The 16,255-nt window shown below is 72.6% G+C and carries 17 protein-coding genes; 3 read left to right on the forward strand and 14 right to left on the reverse strand.

The annotated features are described in order from the left end of the window. Window positions 1-88: 88 nt before the first annotated feature. From AC067N_RS31145 to AC067N_RS31165, 5 genes are read right to left on the reverse strand one after another with little or no spacing between them, the layout of a single operon-like run. Window positions 89-742 (reverse strand): HAD family hydrolase, encoded by a 654-nt coding sequence (locus tag AC067N_RS31145; RefSeq protein ID WP_478682242.1) that lies wholly within the window; start codon window positions 740-742, stop codon window positions 89-91. Between the two features lie 47 nt (window positions 743-789). Next, on the reverse strand, window positions 790-1,575 hold the full coding sequence (locus tag AC067N_RS31150; protein WP_478682243.1) for an ABC transporter permease: 786 nt from the start codon (window positions 1,573-1,575) through the stop codon (window positions 790-792). Then, window positions 1,568-2,593: an ABC transporter ATP-binding protein gene (locus AC067N_RS31155; RefSeq protein ID WP_478682244.1), complete on the reverse strand. Its 1,026-nt coding sequence runs from the start codon at window positions 2,591-2,593 to the stop codon at window positions 1,568-1,570. The genes AC067N_RS31150 and AC067N_RS31155 overlap by 8 nt, the downstream gene beginning before the upstream one ends. Beyond that, on the reverse strand, window positions 2,583-3,143 hold the full coding sequence (locus AC067N_RS31160; RefSeq protein WP_478682245.1) for a hypothetical protein: 561 nt from the start codon (window positions 3,141-3,143) through the stop codon (window positions 2,583-2,585). The genes AC067N_RS31155 and AC067N_RS31160 overlap by 11 nt, the downstream gene beginning before the upstream one ends. Continuing rightward, entirely contained in the window at window positions 3,140-4,180 is a 1,041-nt protein-coding gene (locus AC067N_RS31165; RefSeq protein ID WP_478682246.1) for a hypothetical protein, read from the reverse strand. The genes AC067N_RS31160 and AC067N_RS31165 overlap by 4 nt, the downstream gene beginning before the upstream one ends. Before the next feature lie 161 nt (window positions 4,181-4,341). Here AC067N_RS31165 and AC067N_RS31170 point away from each other — a divergent pair, with 161 nt between their 5' ends. Further along, window positions 4,342-5,616: an aspartate aminotransferase family protein gene (locus tag AC067N_RS31170; protein ID WP_478682247.1), complete on the forward strand. Its 1,275-nt coding sequence runs from the start codon at window positions 4,342-4,344 to the stop codon at window positions 5,614-5,616. Between the two features lie 61 nt (window positions 5,617-5,677). Then, the gene (locus tag AC067N_RS31175) at window positions 5,678-6,592 is read left to right on the forward strand and encodes a class I SAM-dependent methyltransferase (protein ID WP_478682248.1); all 915 of its coding nucleotides are present in this window, start codon (window positions 5,678-5,680) and stop codon (window positions 6,590-6,592) included. Window positions 6,593-6,602: 10 nt separating this feature from the next. On the opposite strand, the gene AC067N_RS31180 is transcribed toward AC067N_RS31175, so the two are convergent. The 9 genes from AC067N_RS31180 to AC067N_RS31220 all read right to left on the reverse strand — a co-directional run bounded on the left by AC067N_RS31180 (window position 6,603) and on the right by AC067N_RS31220 (window position 15,185). Next, on the reverse strand, window positions 6,603-7,328 hold the full coding sequence (locus AC067N_RS31180) for an IclR family transcriptional regulator (RefSeq protein WP_478682249.1): 726 nt from the start codon (window positions 7,326-7,328) through the stop codon (window positions 6,603-6,605). 130 nt (window positions 7,329-7,458) lie between these two features. Then, window positions 7,459-8,748: a DegT/DnrJ/EryC1/StrS family aminotransferase gene (locus AC067N_RS31185; RefSeq protein WP_478682250.1), complete on the reverse strand. Its 1,290-nt coding sequence runs from the start codon at window positions 8,746-8,748 to the stop codon at window positions 7,459-7,461. Further along, on the reverse strand, window positions 8,745-9,272 hold the full coding sequence (locus AC067N_RS31190; protein ID WP_478682251.1) for an AAA family ATPase: 528 nt from the start codon (window positions 9,270-9,272) through the stop codon (window positions 8,745-8,747). Before AC067N_RS31190 ends, AC067N_RS31185 begins: the two co-directional genes overlap by 4 nt. Continuing rightward, window positions 9,269-10,228 (reverse strand): phosphoenolpyruvate carboxykinase (ATP), encoded by a 960-nt coding sequence (locus AC067N_RS31195; protein ID WP_478682252.1) that lies wholly within the window; start codon window positions 10,226-10,228, stop codon window positions 9,269-9,271. The genes AC067N_RS31190 and AC067N_RS31195 overlap by 4 nt, the downstream gene beginning before the upstream one ends. Further along, complete coding sequence (locus AC067N_RS31200) at window positions 10,225-11,262, reverse strand: phosphotransferase enzyme family protein (protein WP_478682253.1); 1,038 nt, start codon at window positions 11,260-11,262, stop codon at window positions 10,225-10,227. Before AC067N_RS31200 ends, AC067N_RS31195 begins: the two co-directional genes overlap by 4 nt. Further along, the gene (locus AC067N_RS31205) at window positions 11,255-12,367 is read right to left on the reverse strand and encodes an inositol-3-phosphate synthase (protein WP_478682254.1); all 1,113 of its coding nucleotides are present in this window, start codon (window positions 12,365-12,367) and stop codon (window positions 11,255-11,257) included. The genes AC067N_RS31200 and AC067N_RS31205 overlap by 8 nt, the downstream gene beginning before the upstream one ends. A 439-nt stretch (window positions 12,368-12,806) precedes the next feature. Continuing rightward, window positions 12,807-13,586: an SDR family NAD(P)-dependent oxidoreductase gene (locus tag AC067N_RS31210; protein ID WP_478682255.1), complete on the reverse strand. Its 780-nt coding sequence runs from the start codon at window positions 13,584-13,586 to the stop codon at window positions 12,807-12,809. Between the two features lie 25 nt (window positions 13,587-13,611). Next, the gene (locus tag AC067N_RS31215) at window positions 13,612-14,091 is read right to left on the reverse strand and encodes an NUDIX hydrolase (protein ID WP_478682256.1); all 480 of its coding nucleotides are present in this window, start codon (window positions 14,089-14,091) and stop codon (window positions 13,612-13,614) included. Beyond that, window positions 14,088-15,185 (reverse strand): hypothetical protein, encoded by a 1,098-nt coding sequence (locus AC067N_RS31220; RefSeq protein WP_478682257.1) that lies wholly within the window; start codon window positions 15,183-15,185, stop codon window positions 14,088-14,090. The genes AC067N_RS31215 and AC067N_RS31220 overlap by 4 nt, the downstream gene beginning before the upstream one ends. A 689-nt stretch (window positions 15,186-15,874) precedes the next feature. On the opposite strand from AC067N_RS31220, the gene AC067N_RS31225 reads away from it, so the two are divergent. Further along, window positions 15,875-16,126: a hypothetical protein gene (locus tag AC067N_RS31225; RefSeq protein ID WP_478682258.1), complete on the forward strand. Its 252-nt coding sequence runs from the start codon at window positions 15,875-15,877 to the stop codon at window positions 16,124-16,126. The last annotated feature ends 129 nt before the right edge of the window (window positions 16,127-16,255 follow it).

The following is a 16,255-nucleotide window of genomic DNA, read 5'->3' on the forward strand; positions in this document are numbered from 1 at the left end:
GCCGACAAATCCGAAACAGGACAGTCAGCGACGTCAGTCAGAGGGTGAGTCAGGCTCATCAGCAGAACCACCAGTCACATGATCACTGTCAGAGGTTCAGCAGGGTGAAGAACTCGTCCGGCACGGGGGCGCCGGGGGTCACCCGGACGGTGTCCCAGCCGAGGGCCGCTGCGGGCGCGAGGTCGAGTTCCGGTGAGTCGCCGACCATCACGCGGCGCTCGAAGTCGCCGTCCGCGATCCGGTGGAAGGCACGGGGGTCGGGCTTCTTCGGTCCGCCGTCGGCGGTGAACATGGCCCGGTCGAAGACGTCGGGCGCCTTCGCCCGGCGCAGCAGAGCCCACATGAGGCCGCCGGGCAGGTAGCAGTTGGACAGCAGCCGGAGCGTGTGGCCCGCGGCGTGGGCCCGGCGGGCAGCGTCCGCGACGGGCTCGCACAGGGTGTACCGGCCGGGTTCGGCGCAGCCGAGGGCCCGCCACAGGGTCTGCTCCATCGCGGTGCGCTCGCGGACCGCGCCTTGTGCCCGCAGTGCGGCCTCCAGCAGGTCCAGCGTCGCGGGCTGGGGGGCGCCGGGGTCCGTCATGACGTCGAGGAGGGTGCCGTAGACGGTGTGGACCACCGCGCCCGCCGCCCGGGGGTCCAGCTCCAGCGTGTCGGCGAGGACGTCGGTGAACTGCTCGGGGCCGGGCAGGGGTCGGGACGTGATCAGGGTGTCGAAGCAGTCGAGGACGACGAGCGCGGACATGGGGGGTCCCTTTCTGACGACGGTGCCGGCTGCGGGCGGTGTACCGCTCAGGACCAGGAGAGTTTGCGGTGATCGGCCCGGAAGAAGAGGAGGGTGACGACGGTGAGGCCGGCCGCGAAGGCGCACAGGACGCCCGCCGGCAGGAGGACGTCCGTGATCCCTCCGCCGCGCAGGATCACCTCGTTGAAGCCGCGCATCGCCCAGTAGCTGGGCACTCCGGGCGCGAGTGGCCTCGCCCAGTCCGGCATCGCCGCCTGGGGGGTGAGGGCGCCGCCGAGGCCGGCGAAGACCAGGGCCAGGATGTTGGCGATGACGCTGAGCTGCGAGATCGTTCGGCACACCGCGACCAGTGCCATGCCCACCATGACCACGCAGAGCGCCAGCGGCAGGGCCACCACCGCCAGGGCGAGGTAGGAGCCGGTCACCCGGAGGTCGAACAGCAGGCCGCCGGCGACCATGATGACGGTGAGCTGGAGCAGCGCGGCGGCCAGCGGTACGACCAGGCGCGCGGCGAGCAGTTCAACCGGACGCGCTGTGCTTGCGCGCAGCCGGTCCCAGGTGTTCCAGCCGTGCTCGCGGAACATGGCGAAGCCGACGACGTTCACCAGGAAGAAGAGGAACATCACCGCCATGCCGGGCACGCCCTGTTCGGCGCCGTTGGCGTCGGTGACCTCGCCGCCGGCGCGCAGGGCGGCGCGGAACAGCGGCTGCATGAAGCTCATGATGACCAGCGGCATGACCGTGCGGACCACCAGGGGCGCGGGGTCGCGCAGCAGCAGCCGGACGTCCTGCCGGACGAGGGCCGTCATCCGTACGAGTGCCCCGTCACGCATGGTGTCCCGCCCCGATCCTGTCCTCGCTGTCGTGCCTGTCGTCCGTCGGGGGCGCGCCCCGCTCCGCGGGGTCGGCGGTGTGCCCGCCGGTGAGCCCGAGGAAGACGCTGTCGAGGCTGGGCCGGACGACGCGCAGGGTGGTCAGCCGGGTTGCGGCGTCTCCCAGGGCGGCGAGCACCCGGGCGGTGATCGTGTGCGGTTGTTCGACCCGGACGAGGAGGGTGTCGCCCTGCCGGGTCACCGGCCAGGGCAGGCGGAGCTCGGGGGGCTCGCCGGAGAAGACCAGTTCCACGGCGCTGTCGCCGTGGCGCCGGACCAGTTCCTCGACGGAGCCTCGGGCGATGACGCGGCCCCGGTGCAGGACGGCCACCTCCGCGCCGAGGTCCTCGATCTCGGGGAGGTAGTGCGTGGAGTAGCAGACGGCGGTGCCGGCGGCGGCCAGTTCCCGGATGTGGGCGATGAGGCGGGCCCGGGTCTCCACGTCGACGCCGGCGGTGGGCTCGTCGAGGAGCACCAGTCCGGGCCGGTGGAGCAGGGCCATGGCGGTGTGCACACGGCGCTGTTCGCCGCCGGAGAGCCGGGAGGCGGGCCGGTCCATCAGACCGGTGAGGGCGAGCGGCTCGGCGACCTCCTCGACGCGTCGCCGGGCCGCGGTGCCGCGCAGCCCGGCCAGTTCGGCGAAGAACCTCAGGTTCTGGCGCACGGTCAGCGGCGGGTACACGCCCAGTTCCTGCGGGGCCAGGCCGAGTTCGCGGCGGGCCCGGCGCGGGTGCCGGGTCACGGAGTGGCCCCGTACCTCGATCTCGCCGGTGTCGGGGCGCAGGAGGCCGGCGACCAGGGACATCAGGGTGGTCTTCCCGGCGCCGTTGTGGCCGAGCAGGCCGACGATCGTGCCTTCGGCTATCTCGAGGTCGACGTGGTCCAGTGCGGTCGTGCCGCCGTAGCTCTTGCCGACTCCGCGCACGGAGAGGGCGGGTGGCCGGTCCACGCCGGGGACCGGCCGGGGTTCAGTCGGCACGGCGCGTCCAGGCGTCCGGCAGCAGCGGGGGCAGGCCGACCCGGTCCATCAACGGCTGCCAGGTTCGGGCGAGTTTGAAGCCCTTCATCATGCCGCTGCCGGAACGGACGTCGGGCAGCGGGGCCGTGTACCCGAGCCGGCCCTCGGTCTCCGTGAGGTGGTCGCGCAGCCGTCGCAGCCAGGGCTCGGCCCGGTCACCGGTGGCGTCCAGTCCCTCCGCGGCGAGTGCCAGGGCGGCCTGCGCCTCCTCGGTGGGCAGGCCGGCGAACGGGTCGAAGGCGGCCTCGTCGTGGCCGTAGGTCAGCTCGCCCTCGGTGCGCAGCCCGCGGATCGACAGGGACAGTTGGAGCAGGTCGTACGCCATGAGGACGGCGACCTCGCGCTGTCCGGCGGCGACGGCGCCCTCGACGTCCTCCAGGCGGGCCCGGCAGCCCAGCAGCAGGCGGGCGGCGCCGTGGCCGCGGAAGGTGAGCAGCCGGCGCAGGTCCACGGGGGCGTCGCCGGGACCCGGGGCCGTCTCGCCGGTTCCGGTGGTGGGGGGATGCGTCATGCGGGAACCTCCGAAGCCGGGTGGGCGACAGCGAGCCACACCATGTTGTGCACGAAGAGCGGGAGCAGGTCCTCGGGGGGAAGGGTGCCGGCGGGTCCCGACCAGATGACGTCGTCGCTCGTGCCGTCCGGCAGGCCGAGCCGCCGGACCTCCAGGGCGCGCAGCTGCCAGCGGTCCACGACCGTGCGGTCGTCGAGCCGCATGGTTCCGGTGCCGGTGGCCCAGCGCAGCACGGTGTGCAGCGGTGCGGCGGGGCCGACGAGACCCTCGACGGCGTCGAGGCAGAAGGGGACCCGTTCGCGGGGGTCGGCGGGGGTGAGGACGGTGTGGAGCAGTTCGAGGTTCTCGGCGTCGCCGAGCGCCTTGAGCTTCTCCCCCGCCCACTTGGCGGCGAAGTACAGCTGACCGCCTTCGGCGGCTCGGGCGTTGAGGGCGGCGACGACCGCCTCGCGGGCCCGTACCCCGGCCGTCAGGGGCTTGGCGTCGAGCAGCCAGCGGGCGGCCTGCGCGAGGCGGTGGGCCTCCACCACCCACCACTCGCGCAGCGCTTCGCGCAGCCACGGCCGGCGCAGTCCGGCGTGCCACTCGTCCCAGGGTTCGACGACCGTGAGCGGTAGTCCGAGAGCCAGCCGGGAGACGGTGTTGAGGGTGCGGCGCCGGTGGTTCCAGGCGTCCTCGGTGACGGTGTCGAAGCGCGGCCACGGGGCGGCGGTCAGCGCGGCCGCGCTGTCGCGGACGGTGCTCGCCCGGCGGATGCCGATGTCGATCAGTGTGCCGTGCTCGTGCGACTGGACGGGGAAGCGCTTGAGGTTCTCGTTCTCCACGAGCACAAGGAGGTCGAGGTCGCTGCGCACGTTGCCGAACCCCGCGAGCACCGAGCCGGCGGCCACCGCGAGGGCCGGTGTCCCCATGCCCTGGTCGGCCTCCTTGAGCACGGCGTCCCTGCTCAGGCCGCGCAGGTCGAGGAAGGCCGTGAGGCGCCGGTCGAGGACGTCCGGTCCGGGGAACGCCACAGCGCCCGGGGAAGTGGTCTCCATGCGTCGGTGCACCTTTCGATACGGACGGCGACGGCGGTCACACTGTCAAGCGGGCGGTTGCGGGCTCAACGCGCGTTCCGGCAGCCGGAACACCGCTTCTCAGTGATGTGCGCGGGGGGTTAGAACCGTGTTCTCCGCCGGACCACGGAGAGGACGCCCCCATGACCACGAACGCCGGCGACGGCGCCGCCCGCGAGACCCTCACCGCGATCCGCCGGCACCTGTCACCACAACTCGCCCTGGTCTACGGCATGAACGGCTCCGGTGCCGTGGAGGCACGGGGCGAGGGTGCGCGGGTGCGTCTGTCCGACGGCCGTACCGCGCTCGACTTCGGCAGTTACGCGGTGACCCTGCTGGGCCAGCGCCATCCGGCTGTGGTGGCGGCGGTGCGCGACGAACTGGACGCGATGCCGGTGTCCAGCCGGGTCCTGGGCAACCGGGCCACCGCGTCCCTCGCCGGGGCCCTGGTCTCCTGGGCCGACCCGGGGCGTCTGACGAAGGTGTGGCTGGGGCTGAACGGCTGCGACGCGGTCGAGGCGGCGCTGAAGCTGGCGCGCCGGGCCACCGGTCGGCGGAGGGTGATCGCCGTCGAGGGTGCCTACCACGGCAAGTCCATGGGCGCGCTGGCGGCTACCTGGAACGCCCGCTACCGCGAGTCGCTGGAACCGCTGCTGGGCGGCGTGACGCACATACCGGCGGACGTCTCGGCGGTACCCGGCGCGTTCGAGGGCGAGGAGGTGGCCGCCGTCCTGGTGGAGCCCGTGCAGGGGGAGGGCGGTGTGCGCCCTCTGGACCCGGCGTTCCTGCGGTCCCTGGCGGACGCGGCCCGTGCGCACGGCGCGTTCCTGATCGCGGACGAGATCCAGACCGGGCTGCGCCGCTGCGGGCCCCGTCTGGTCAGCACCGGCCTCGGGCTGGAGCCGGACGCCGTGCTGCTCGGCAAGGCCCTGGGGGGCGGGGTGCAGCCGGTGTCCGCCGTCGTGGCGACCGAGGAGCTGTACGCGCCGCTGTCCGCGGATCCGTTCGTGCACACGACCACGTTCTCCGGGCATCCGCTCGGTGCCGCGGCCGCGGTGGCGGCGCTGCGGGCGGTGGAGGAACTCGCCTCCCGTGGCGAACACCTGGCGGAGGTCTTCGGTTCCGCCCTGGCGCGGCTGGCGGAGCACCATCGCGGTCTGGTCACCGCCGTGCGCGGGCGGGGGCTGCTGTGGGGTGTGGAGTTCGCCACGCGGGCGGCGGCGGGCGAGGTGCTCATGGAGCTCGGGCGCCGCGGCCTGATCGTCTCCCCGTGTCTGGGCCGGCCGGAGGTACTGCGGCTGCTGCCGCCGCTGGTCGCCACGGATGAGGATGCCGAGGAGGCGCTGGCGCTTGTGCACTCCGTCTGCGCGGCGGTGCCCGACGAGTTCCGCGCACCGGCCGCCGCGGTCCGGTCCTGACCATCCAGTGCCCCGCTCCGGCGCGATCCGGGCCGGGGCCTGCAACGCTAGGAGTGACGAGATGAGCGCGGAGTCCCGCGTCCCGGCCGGCCCCCGGGAGCCGTCCGACCAGGCCGGTGTCCAGTACCGCTACCACCGGGACCTGTTCCCGGCGCTGCACGACTGGGAGAACACCGAGCGGGCGATCGTGGACTTCACCGGGGAGGAGGGGCCCGACGGGCTCCTGGGACTGGACCAGATGGGCCACTTCGGCCCTCAGGGCTGCGACGCGGTGGTCCGCGCCGCCGTCGCCCGCCTCGGGTCCGGCCGCGCGGTGGAGCTGTGCGAGTTGGGCAGCGGCTTCGGCGGCGCGCTGCGCTACACCGTCGACCGGCTCGCCGCCGCGGGCGTCGAGGTGCGGCGCTCCTACGGGGTGGATCTCGTCGCCGAGCACTGCGAGGTCAGCTCCCGCATCAGCCGGGCGCAGGGCCGCACCACCATGTCGGAGGTGTGTGCCTCGGCCACCGCCGTTCCTCTTGCCGGTGCCTCGCTCGACCTGGTCCTGATCACGGGTTCCATGCCGCACTTCCCCGACCCGGGCGCGGTCCTGCGCGAGGCGGCACGGCTGCTCCGGCCGGGCGGGCTGCTGGTGCTCACCGAGGAGGTCAGCCTCACGGCCGACGGTGCGGAGCCCTCGGAGGCCTTCCGTGCGGTCCACCCGCGCGGCGTCTTCTTCACCACGCCGCTGGCGGACCGCACGGACCAGCTGGCTCGGGCCGGTTTCACCGACGTGGTGCGCGAGGAGCTGACCGACTGGGCCGTGGCGCTGCTCGCCGATCGGCTGAAGGTGGTGCGCATCTTCCGCGGGAGCGTCGCGAACATCTACGGGGACGCGGCGGCGGACCGGATCCGGGACACCCTGACGGCGGCCCGGGAGGAGTACCTCGCCGGCCGGCTGCTGCCCGCGCTGTTCTGTGCCGGGAAGTCCGGGAGCTGATCTCCGGTCGTCAGGAGGTGACCAGTTCGGGGGTTCGCTGCAGGGCGCGGGAGACGGCCGCGCACGCCGTCCTCAGGTGTGCGGCGGCGAGGCCCGCGTCGAGCCGGGTCCGGGGGCCCGCGACGGCCAGCGCCCCGACCGCCGCGCCGGACGCGGTGAGCACAGGGGCGGCGACGCCGGTCACGGCTGTCGTATCGCGTACGACCGCGAAGCCCTGGCGCCGTATGGCGGCCGCCTGGTCCTGCGGGGTGCGCGCGGCCCGGTGCACGACGGTGTCGTGCTCGGCGCCGAAGGCGCGTAGCACGCGGGACGCGGCGCGGTAGGAGGCCCGGGACTCCTCCATGCCCAGCCCCGGGTCGGGTCCGTGTGCGCCGCGTACGGCGTCCACGAGGGCGGCGTCCGCTCCGGCCGGGTCGGCGATGAAGAGGAACGCGCTCCCGCGGGTGAGGCGGTGCAGTTGCTCCTCGTGCGGGTGGGCGATGGTGCGGAGCATCAGCTGACGGGACACCCGGGCTCCCAGCATGAACAGGCCCAGCCCGAGCCGGAGTCCCTTCTCGCCGCGCTCCAGCATGCCCTCCCTGACCAGTTCGGCGATGATGCGGTGGGCCGTCGCCTTGGGCATGTCGGCCCGCCGGGCGATCTCGGAGAGGGGGAGTTCCGGCTCGCCGGGCCGGAAGGCGCGTAGAACGCCGAGGCCGCGCGCGAGCATGGAGCGAGAACTGCTATCGACGGACAAGAGAGCTTCCTCCGTGTCGGGGCGGTGGTGCGGTGTCGTTCCGGGCCGGTGCTCGCCCCGGCCCGGTACGCGGCGGGCGTACCGGGCCGACGCGGGCAGCGGTGCCGGGTCTCTCGTCGGGGCCGGCCGGCTACCGTGCGGCAAGGGCACCGGAGGCGTGCCGGGCGCGCAGTTCGTCGGCCTGGTCGACGACCTTGCGGATCGCCTCGGCCCAGGCGTCCATCAGGCCGGGCCGTTCGTCGGAGTACACGGGCAGTCGCAGCGCCCGGGCGAGGTAGGCGTCGGTGCCCGGGAACTCGTCTCCCCGGTAGACGCGGTAGGCGTTGTCCCCGGGGTGGTATGTGCCGGAGTGCCAGCCCGAGCTGCGGAAGGCGGCCTCGCGGTGCAGTGGGGGTGAGGTGGGCCGGGTCAGCGGGACACCCTCGGCCCTGGCCGCGGCCGTGAAGACGTCGACGGGCAGGCCGCCGAGTTCCTCGGCGACGTACAGGGGCTGGTAGCTGACGTAGTGGGCGACGCGGTCGACGTGCTTGTGGCGCACCGGCGGGGTGATGCCGGGGATGCCGTCGAGGAGGGCGCCGAGCCGGCCGTAGTTCTTCTCCCGGGCGGCCAGCACGGTGTCGAGCCGGGCGAGGGCTCCGCGTGCGAGGGCCGCGCCGACGGGGTGGATGCGGTAGTTGAGGCCGAAGCCGGTCCGGCCGTAGGCCCCGTACTCCTCGCTGGTGACGTCCTCCTCGCCGCGGTCGATGCAGTGGCCGAGCATCACCGCGCGCTCGTAGATGCGGCGGTCGTCGGTGACCAGGATCCCGCCCTCGCCGGCCGTGACCTGCTTCTTGGCCTGGAGGCTGAAGGCGGCGACGTCGCCGTGGCGGCCGACCGGCCGGCCCGAGGCCTCCGCGCCGTGGGCCTGTGAGCAGTCCTCCACGACGGCGAGGCCGTGCTCGCGGGCGAAGGCGGTGATGCGCTCCATGTCGGCGGGAAAGCCCATGAGATGGGTGACCACGACGGCCTTGGTGCGGGGCGTGAGGTGGGCGGCCAGCCCCTCGGGGTCCAGGATGCCCGTGTCGGGGTCCACGTCGGCGAGGACCGGAACGGCGTTGCAGGTGAAGACGGGCATGGCGGTGGCGAGGAAGGTGTAGGCCGGGGCGATGACCTCGTCGCCGGGGCGCAGGTCGAGGCCGAAGAACGCCGAGTGCAGGGCGGAGGTGCCGGAGTTGACCGCGAGGGCGTGGGAGGCGCCGAGGCGCTCGCGGTAGCCGTTCTCCAGGGCCTGGACCTCGCCCTCGCTGCCGTTGTAGGTGATCTCGCCCCGGCGCAGGAGCGCGGTCACCGCCGCGATGTCCTCCTCGGTGATGTACGGCCACCTGGGTCGTTCGGCCGGGTTCAGCAGGGGCTCCCCGCCGAGGAGCGCCAGTCGTGTCATGCCCGTTCCTTCCTGAGCAGTTCCTGGATGTCTTGTGGGGTCCGCAGCCGCAGGCACGGCACGGAGCGGGCCTGCATACGGGCGAACAGGGCGGTGTTGATGCGCCGGACGACGGGGAACTCCCGGTGGGCCCACAGCAGGAGCCGCACCGCGCTGCCGGGGCGTTCCTTGTTGCCGTTCCACAGCTCCTCCCGGGTGCGCAGCCGGCGCAGGGTGCGCCGCAGCAGCCGGGCCGTGGTGACGGTTCGGGGCGGGTCGACCCAGACGACGGTGTCGGCGAGCGCCTCCAGCACCGGGTGGGCCGCGCCGTACTGGCCGTCGGCGACCCAGCCGTCGGTCCGGTCGAGCGCGGCGACGGCGGCGAGGAAGTCGGCCTCGGGGCGTCTTCGCCAGCCCGTCTCCCAGAACATGGCGTCCAGTTCGACGTGGGGAACGCCGCGGGCGTCGGCGAGGGCTCGGGCGACCGTGCTCTTGCCGGCGCCCGAGGGGCCGACCACCCACACCCTGCTGCCGGTCGTGCTCACGTTGCCTGCCTTCCGAGGGGTGGGGTGGGGATGTCTCCCTCCAGGAGCCGGGTCAGCGCGGCGGTCCCCCGGTGCAGGGCGGTGAAGTCCTGCCGGAGTTCGAAGCCGGGCACCTCGGCTGCCATCCGGGCGAGGAGGTCCCGCCGGACGGTGGATGGGGCGGGGGTGAAGAACGGCAGCAGGAAGTCGACGTGCTTGACGGCGGTGGACAGTTCGTTGGCGGCGAGCCGGGCCAGGGTCTCCCCGGCGTCGAGGGGTACGAGGCCGGGCTCGGGATGGAACCGGGGGAACACCAGGACCGCTGTCCGCGCCTGGGCCAGGAGCCCGGGTCCGCCGGTGAGGGCGCGCAGTTCCGCCGGGTGGAGGAGCCGGTCGGTGTTCCCCGGCAGTCCGACGGCGGCGAAGGTGTCGCCGCGCACGGAGACCCGGCGGGGCCAGCCCCGTCCGGTCCATTCGCCGGCGGCCGTACGGACGGAGACGTCGTCGTTGCCGACGAAGCGGTGTCCGTGGCGCAGGGCGGACAGGACGGTGGAGGTCTTCCCCGCCCGTTTCGCTCCCAGCACCAGCGCGCCGCGCCCGCCGAGGGCGACCAGCCCGGCGTGCAGGAAGACCTCCGGGTCCTGGGTGTGCGCGAGCCGCAGCAGGATCCGGGTGAACCGGATGAGGTTGTGCCGCAGGAAGTCCCGCGGCATCGCCGGGTCGAACAGCACCTGGCGGGCCGTTCCGTCGTACCAGAGCCGGGTGGGCGGCTCGGAGGTGTTCGTGATGACCGCCTCCTGCCCCGTCGGCCGCTCCCGGTCCGCGATCCCGATGCGCCAGTGGGCGGGGCCGGGGTCGTCGGCGGCGGGGGCGACCCGTACGTACGGGGTGAGCGTCTCGCGGATGTGCGCGGCGGTGTCGGGGCTCACGTCGAGGATCACCGCGTGCCGGGGGGTGCGGCACGCATACCGTGTCATCCGCGGGTTCCCTGCGCGGTCGTGGCGACGACGTCCGCGAGGATGCCGCGGACCGTGGTTGCGCCCTCGGCCCGCCAGCCGAGGTACCACTCGAGGATGCCGGGGGCGTGCCTCGCCACCTGTCGGAGGTAGCCGGGCGACGGGACGAAGTTCACTTCCAGGACGGGTATGAGTGAGGCGAGTTCCTGCGGAGTGAGCGGGCGGTGGGCCGTGGCGGCGTCGAGTACGGCCCTGGCGCGGTCGGGCGTGATCCGGAAGCTGCCGCGGGACTGCCGGGGCAGGAACAGCAGCGCGCGGGCCAGGTCGTAGACGCGGGGGCGCAGTTGCAGCGCGTCCCAGTCGAGGACGCAGGACAGTCGTCCGCTGTCGGAGTACAGCAGGTTGGAGCCCGCCACCTCGCCGTGGGTGAGGACCTCGGGGAGGACGCCGTACGCGGCGAGTTCGGCCCGGGCCCGGTTCAGCACCGCGGTGTAGGCGCGCCGGGCGTCGGCGCGCCCGGCGAGGCTCACATGGGGTGCGGCGATCTCGTCGACCTCGTCCAGCACCGTGTGCGGGGGCCGGTCGGTGGCAAGCCAGAACTCCAGGTTGCGGGTGGAGCTCTGGCCGTCCGCGGGCAGTCCGCTGACCGGCACGTCATGGAGCGCCGACAGGAAGGCGCCGGCCTGTTCGATGTCGCCCGGGCGGGCGGAGTCGAAGGGTCTGCCCGCCCGCCAGGGCCGCAGTTGCCAGACGGAGCCGTCGTGGAGGGCCGCGCTGCTGCCTGCGGTCGTCGGCACGGGCGGCGCGACGGGGATGCCTGCGGCGGCCAGCCGGGGCAGTGCCGCGTGTTCGAAGGCCAGCCACTGCGGGGTGACGTCCCGCCCGAGCCGCTTGAGCGCGTACTCGCCGTCCGGTGTGGTCACGCGCCAGACGGTGTTGACGCTCTCCCGGTTGAGGGTCCACGCCCGGTGGGTGCCGAGCCCGTACTCGCGGGCGAGGAGGCGGGCGACCGTGCTGTCGTGTGCGGGCAGCCAGGTGGGGGCGGCGTCAGGCATTCCCGTCGACCGCCCGCAGGGCGTGGTGCTCGCCCGCCTTGCGTACGAACCCCTGGAAGTCGTGCAGCGCCTCGGACTCCTTGGCCCCCGTCTTGGGGCTCTTGAACAGGAAGGCGCAGACGGGGTCGACGACGCCGACCATGCCCTGGCGGGCGGCGCTGTGGGCGGCGCGGACGGCGTTGGCCAGTACGGCGGCGGCGTTGGGGCTGTCCTCGACCTCCAGGCGTATCTCCATGTGCACGGGGGCGCCGATGATGCTCTCACCCTCGATCCGCAGGAAGCACACCTTGCGGTCGCCGAGGTGCTTGACGAAGCCGTTGGGCCCGGCGGCGACCTCGCGGGAGTCGATTCCGGCGTTGGCGAGGGCCTTGCGCTTGGACGTCTGCTTGGAGCGCGACCTGGCCGGGTCGGACAGGTTCAGGAAGTCGGTGTTGCCGCCGACGTTGAGCTGGTAGTTGTCCTTCACCTCGACACCGCGGCTCTGGAAGAGCTCGATCAGGGCGGTGTGCAGGGTGGTGGCGCCGAGGTGGCTGCGCAGGTCGTCGCCGAGGAGCGCGGCGCCGCGTTCGGTGAACAGGGCGGCCAGTTCGGGGTCGTTGGCGACCGGCTCGGGAGTGGCGTTGACGAAGCCGGCGCCCGCCTCGGCTGCGGCCCGGGCGTACGTCCGCACGGCTTCGGTGGAGCCGGTGGGCAGCAGGCAGACCACGACGTCGGGCCGTGCGGCGGCGAGGGCGGCGGCGAGGGACTGCGGGGTGACTCCGTCGACGGCGGTGTGGACGTCGACCGCGTCGCCGAGGGCCCCGTCGAGGCCGTCGAGCAGCGGTCCGGCCTGGACGGTGACGCCCTGGTGCGGCACGTCCACGTGCCGGACGGCGGCCGTGCGGCCCGCGTACACGGCGTCGGAGAGGTCCTGGCCCACCTTCAGGCGGTCGACGTCGAAGGCCGCGACGAACTCCACGTCGGCGAGGCGGTGCCCGCCGATGTACTCGTGCATCACACCGTTGGCGGGGCCCGGCCGTTGCCGGTCCAGGACCACTGCCTGCACAAAGCTGGAGGCGCAGGAACCCACGCCGGCCAGCACGACCCTGATCGCGTTGTTACTCAAGGGTTTCCCTCCGGACGTATCTGACTGTCGATACGGGTTTTTCGGTGTGCCGAGGAATCTCACGCGACCGGGATCGGTGCGAGCGGTGCGTCCGCTCCAGCGGTTTCCGCCCGGTCGCCGCAAACGTATATCAAGGGGCTTCGTTTATCCACTGTTCGAATTTCCGTTGAAGTGGATGTGCCACCTGGTGAAGTGGATGTGCCACCTGTGGCGGGGGCGCTTGCGCGCACGCCTGCGGAGGGCATGAAAGAAAGGAACTCCGAGAGCGGACTGCGCGCACGGAAAGCATGTCGCTCGACCAGTGGAAAAGAAATCGCGCGCCTGCGACGGAACCGCGCGTGCAGAGGCAATCACGTGGAGGGCCGCGGAGTCCGGAAAAGGGATCGCCCGCGCGGTGGGAATCCCGGGCGACCGGCAGATTCCCTCGCGCGTGGCGACTTCACATCGCGGTGTGTCCCGCGTCGACCATGAGGTTCTCGCCGGTGACGAAGCTCGCCTCCGAGGAGAGCAGGAACGCCACGGCGGAGGCGATCTCCTCGGGGTCGGCGGTGCGGTGCAGCATGTGCTTGCCGCCGATGTCCGGGTGGGCGTCCGCCTCCGCACGCGACACGCCGTACTTCTCCTTGTAGCGGCGGGCCAGGTTGTCGTTCCAGACGGTTCCCGGGCTCACCGCGTTCACCCGGATGCCCGCCCCGGCCAGGTCGACGGCCATACATCGGGTCATGCCGACGATGGCCGCCTTCGTGGCGCTGTAGGTGACGAACCGGGGCTGGGCGATGTGCGCGGAGATCGACGAGACGTTGACGACGCTGCCTCCTCCGGCGGCCTCCATGAGAGGTGCGACGTGTTTGACCATCAGGGCGTGGCCCATGATGTTGACGTCCGTGACCCGCCGCCACTCCTCCACGGTGGCCTCGATCCCGCGCATGATGAACGCGGCGGCGCAGTTGACGAGGAGCTCGACGCCGCCGAACGCGGTCCGTACCGCCTCCACCGCGGCCAGCACGTCGTTCTCGTCCGCGATGTCGCCGCGTACGAAGGCGACTCGGCCGGCGCCCGCGTGCCGAGCCAGGTCCGTGGCCGTGGCCCGTCCGGCGTCCTCGTCGAGATCCATGATCATGACGTGGGAGCCCTCCTGGGCGAGGCGGTCGGCGACCGCTCTGCCGATGCCCTGGGCGCCACCGGTCACCAGCGCCGGCCGTCCGCTCAGACCCTTCATCTGCCTGTGCCTTTCGATCCCGGGCTCAGCTGCCGACGACATCGGGCTCGGCGGGGACGCCGTGGGTGAGGACCGCGCGGAGCCGGGGCGCGAGGTCGGCCGGGACCAGCCGGTCCTTGGCGGCGTCCAGTTCGTCCTGCGTCCACCAGCGGTGGCCGCTGACCGTGTCGATCTCGCCCTGGCTGAAGCCGCTGGTGTCGATCTCGAAGTGCGGGACGCGACAGAGGTAGATCCGCTCGCGGCAGTCGTAGGTGTTGCCTCCCCAGGAGGCCACGGCCTCGCGGTACCAGATCTGGGGGCCGACCTCGAAGTCCTTGAGCCCGGTCTCCTCTTCGACCTCCCGGCGCAGGGCGTCCTCGGGAGACTCGCCGTCCTTGATGCCACCGCCCACCGGGTACCAGAAGGTCTCGCCGTTGTCGTCGTCGACGCTGGAGAACAGCAGCAGTTTGCCGTCCTCGTCCAGCAGCAGGGCACGGGCGCTGTAACGGATCTGAGGGGCGGTCATCGCGCGGGGTCTCCTGTCGTCTCGGCGTGTGGGGTGAGCCAGGCCCCCAGAACGCCGCTGTCGTACGTGGTCGGTGTCCACTCACCGTGCAGGGCGGGCACGGCCGCGGCCAGTTCACGGAGTCGGCTCATGGGGTCGCCGGCGTGCTCGGGAGTCGGGTCGGCGGACAGCCAGCGGGTGCGGTACGCGGTGTCGGGAACGAGGATGTGCTCGGCCAGCGCGGCCACGGCCTCCGCCGCGGGGACCGTGCGGGACAGGGGCTCCGGCGCGCCGGTGTTCTCGAGCAGCACCAGCCGGTCGATCCGCGCGGACGCCAGGAACTCGACACCGGCCAGGCGCCGCATCTCCCCGTTGCTGAGGGACATCTTGTTCTTGGGGTCTGGTCGGCGGACGGCCGCCTCACCGTGCCTGATCAGTTTGTTCTTCTCTCGGGGCGCGATGCCGAGGCCGGTGGCCGCCTCCTGGGTGAGCCGCACGGACAGCGGCAGGCCGACCACGGTCCATTCCGGGCCGTCGGCCAGCAGCAGGCACCGGTCGGTGGCGACGCAGTGGCCGCCCGCCCGGGCGAGCTGCACGGACAGCGAGGTCTTGCCGGCGCCGGACGGGCCGGCGAGGACCACCCCGGTGCCGTCCGGCAGGACGGCGGCCGCGCCGTGCAGCATGAGCGCTCCGCGATCGACGAAGTGCTCGCGGACCAGTTCCCGCATGGCGCGGGTGACGACCAGCCCCAGTTCGTGCTCGCGCGCGGCGAGGATCTCCCAGGAAAGGAAGTCGGTGGTGACGAGGGCGTGGTGGAACTCGTGGCCCTCCCCCGAGACGAGGACGAACGTTCCGTCCTGACCGTGGTGGCAGTCGTACCACCACCCCGCGTAGGACTCACGGCGCTCGGTCACCGGTTGCGCGGCCAGCTTCTCCAGCCCTGACGGGTCACTGACGGCTCTGATGCTGATCCGTGTGACGGCCGGAGCGGGTTCCCCACGGGCGAGCCGGTGCTGGCTGCCGACGTAGTCGAGGACCGCGGGGTCCTCGGCCCGGACCCGGAATACCAGGTCGTGCCAGACGATCTGCGTTTCGCTGCCTAAACCAAATTCCAAGTTCAACGCCCTCCGACACAGAAGACATGATCCCGCATTATCTGCATTCGAGGGTACGTGCATTCTCTCGGCGCATCGCTACAGCACACCCGAACGCGTTCTCCTGTGCATTCACATTCTTTCTGTTCCCGACGAACAGCGAATCGCTTCTTTGGTTTTCGCCGCGCATCTCGCGTTCTCGACTCGGCCGACCGTGAAGTTCGGAAGGCTTCCCGAGTGAAAGCCATCCAATCAAACTTCCCAGGCGTGTTCAACATCTGAGTATCTCTGTCCGAAAGGGATCGGTTCCTTGCCTGAAAGTCCATCGGCGTACCGGCTCGCCTTCTTCCGCTCCTTCGATTCCGATTCTTCCGTTACGAGATGCTTCATTCCTTGCCCTCGCCCACCCCGGGCGGGGGCGGCGGCAGGGCGTGCGACCAGGGCAGTCGGGCCTGGCGGTTCCCGTTTCCGGCGTGCTCCGCACGAGGCGGCGGCGGCCGCAGCGCCCGGGAGGAGTACTGCCCGTTTGCCCGCTGGGCTTGCCCGTTCGGCGCCCGTTTGCCTGAGATCGAGAACATCGGGCCGGAGCCCGGCGTGTTGCACCGGAACCGGCGCGGGCGTCGGGCCGCCGGGAGTCGCGTGTCTGGACGGCGGATGCCGGGTGTCACTCCCGGCGGTGGCAGGCCCTCCTTCCGCCGGGAGGGGGCGCCATGGCCGGCAGGAACCGGACTCTCGACAGGACCCGCGTCATCGGCCTGCTCGTCACCCTGGCCGCGATCGCCGCCGAAGTCCCTCTCGGCGCCCTGGCGTTCGGCGACCGCGTGCTCTGGGCCCACGGCCTCTTCGAGTTCCTGCTCTGCGTGCTGGTCGTGGGCATCGCCGTGCTGATCATGGGTGATCACTTCGAGGAGCCCGGGGGCGAAACCAGCGGGAATGACAGGGTCGGCCTCGGAGGTAGGTAGTGCGGCCGCCCACCCGTCGCCACCCGGCGACCCCGCGTCGGCGGACGCAACCGAACGCCGTGCAAAAGCTTTCCACTGCCTTCGGGACGTAGGCCCCGCGCTGCCGGGGGCCGCCCCTCGGACCGCTCC

The sequence above is a fragment of the Streptomyces sp. NPDC042364 genome, assembly GCF_056437585.1.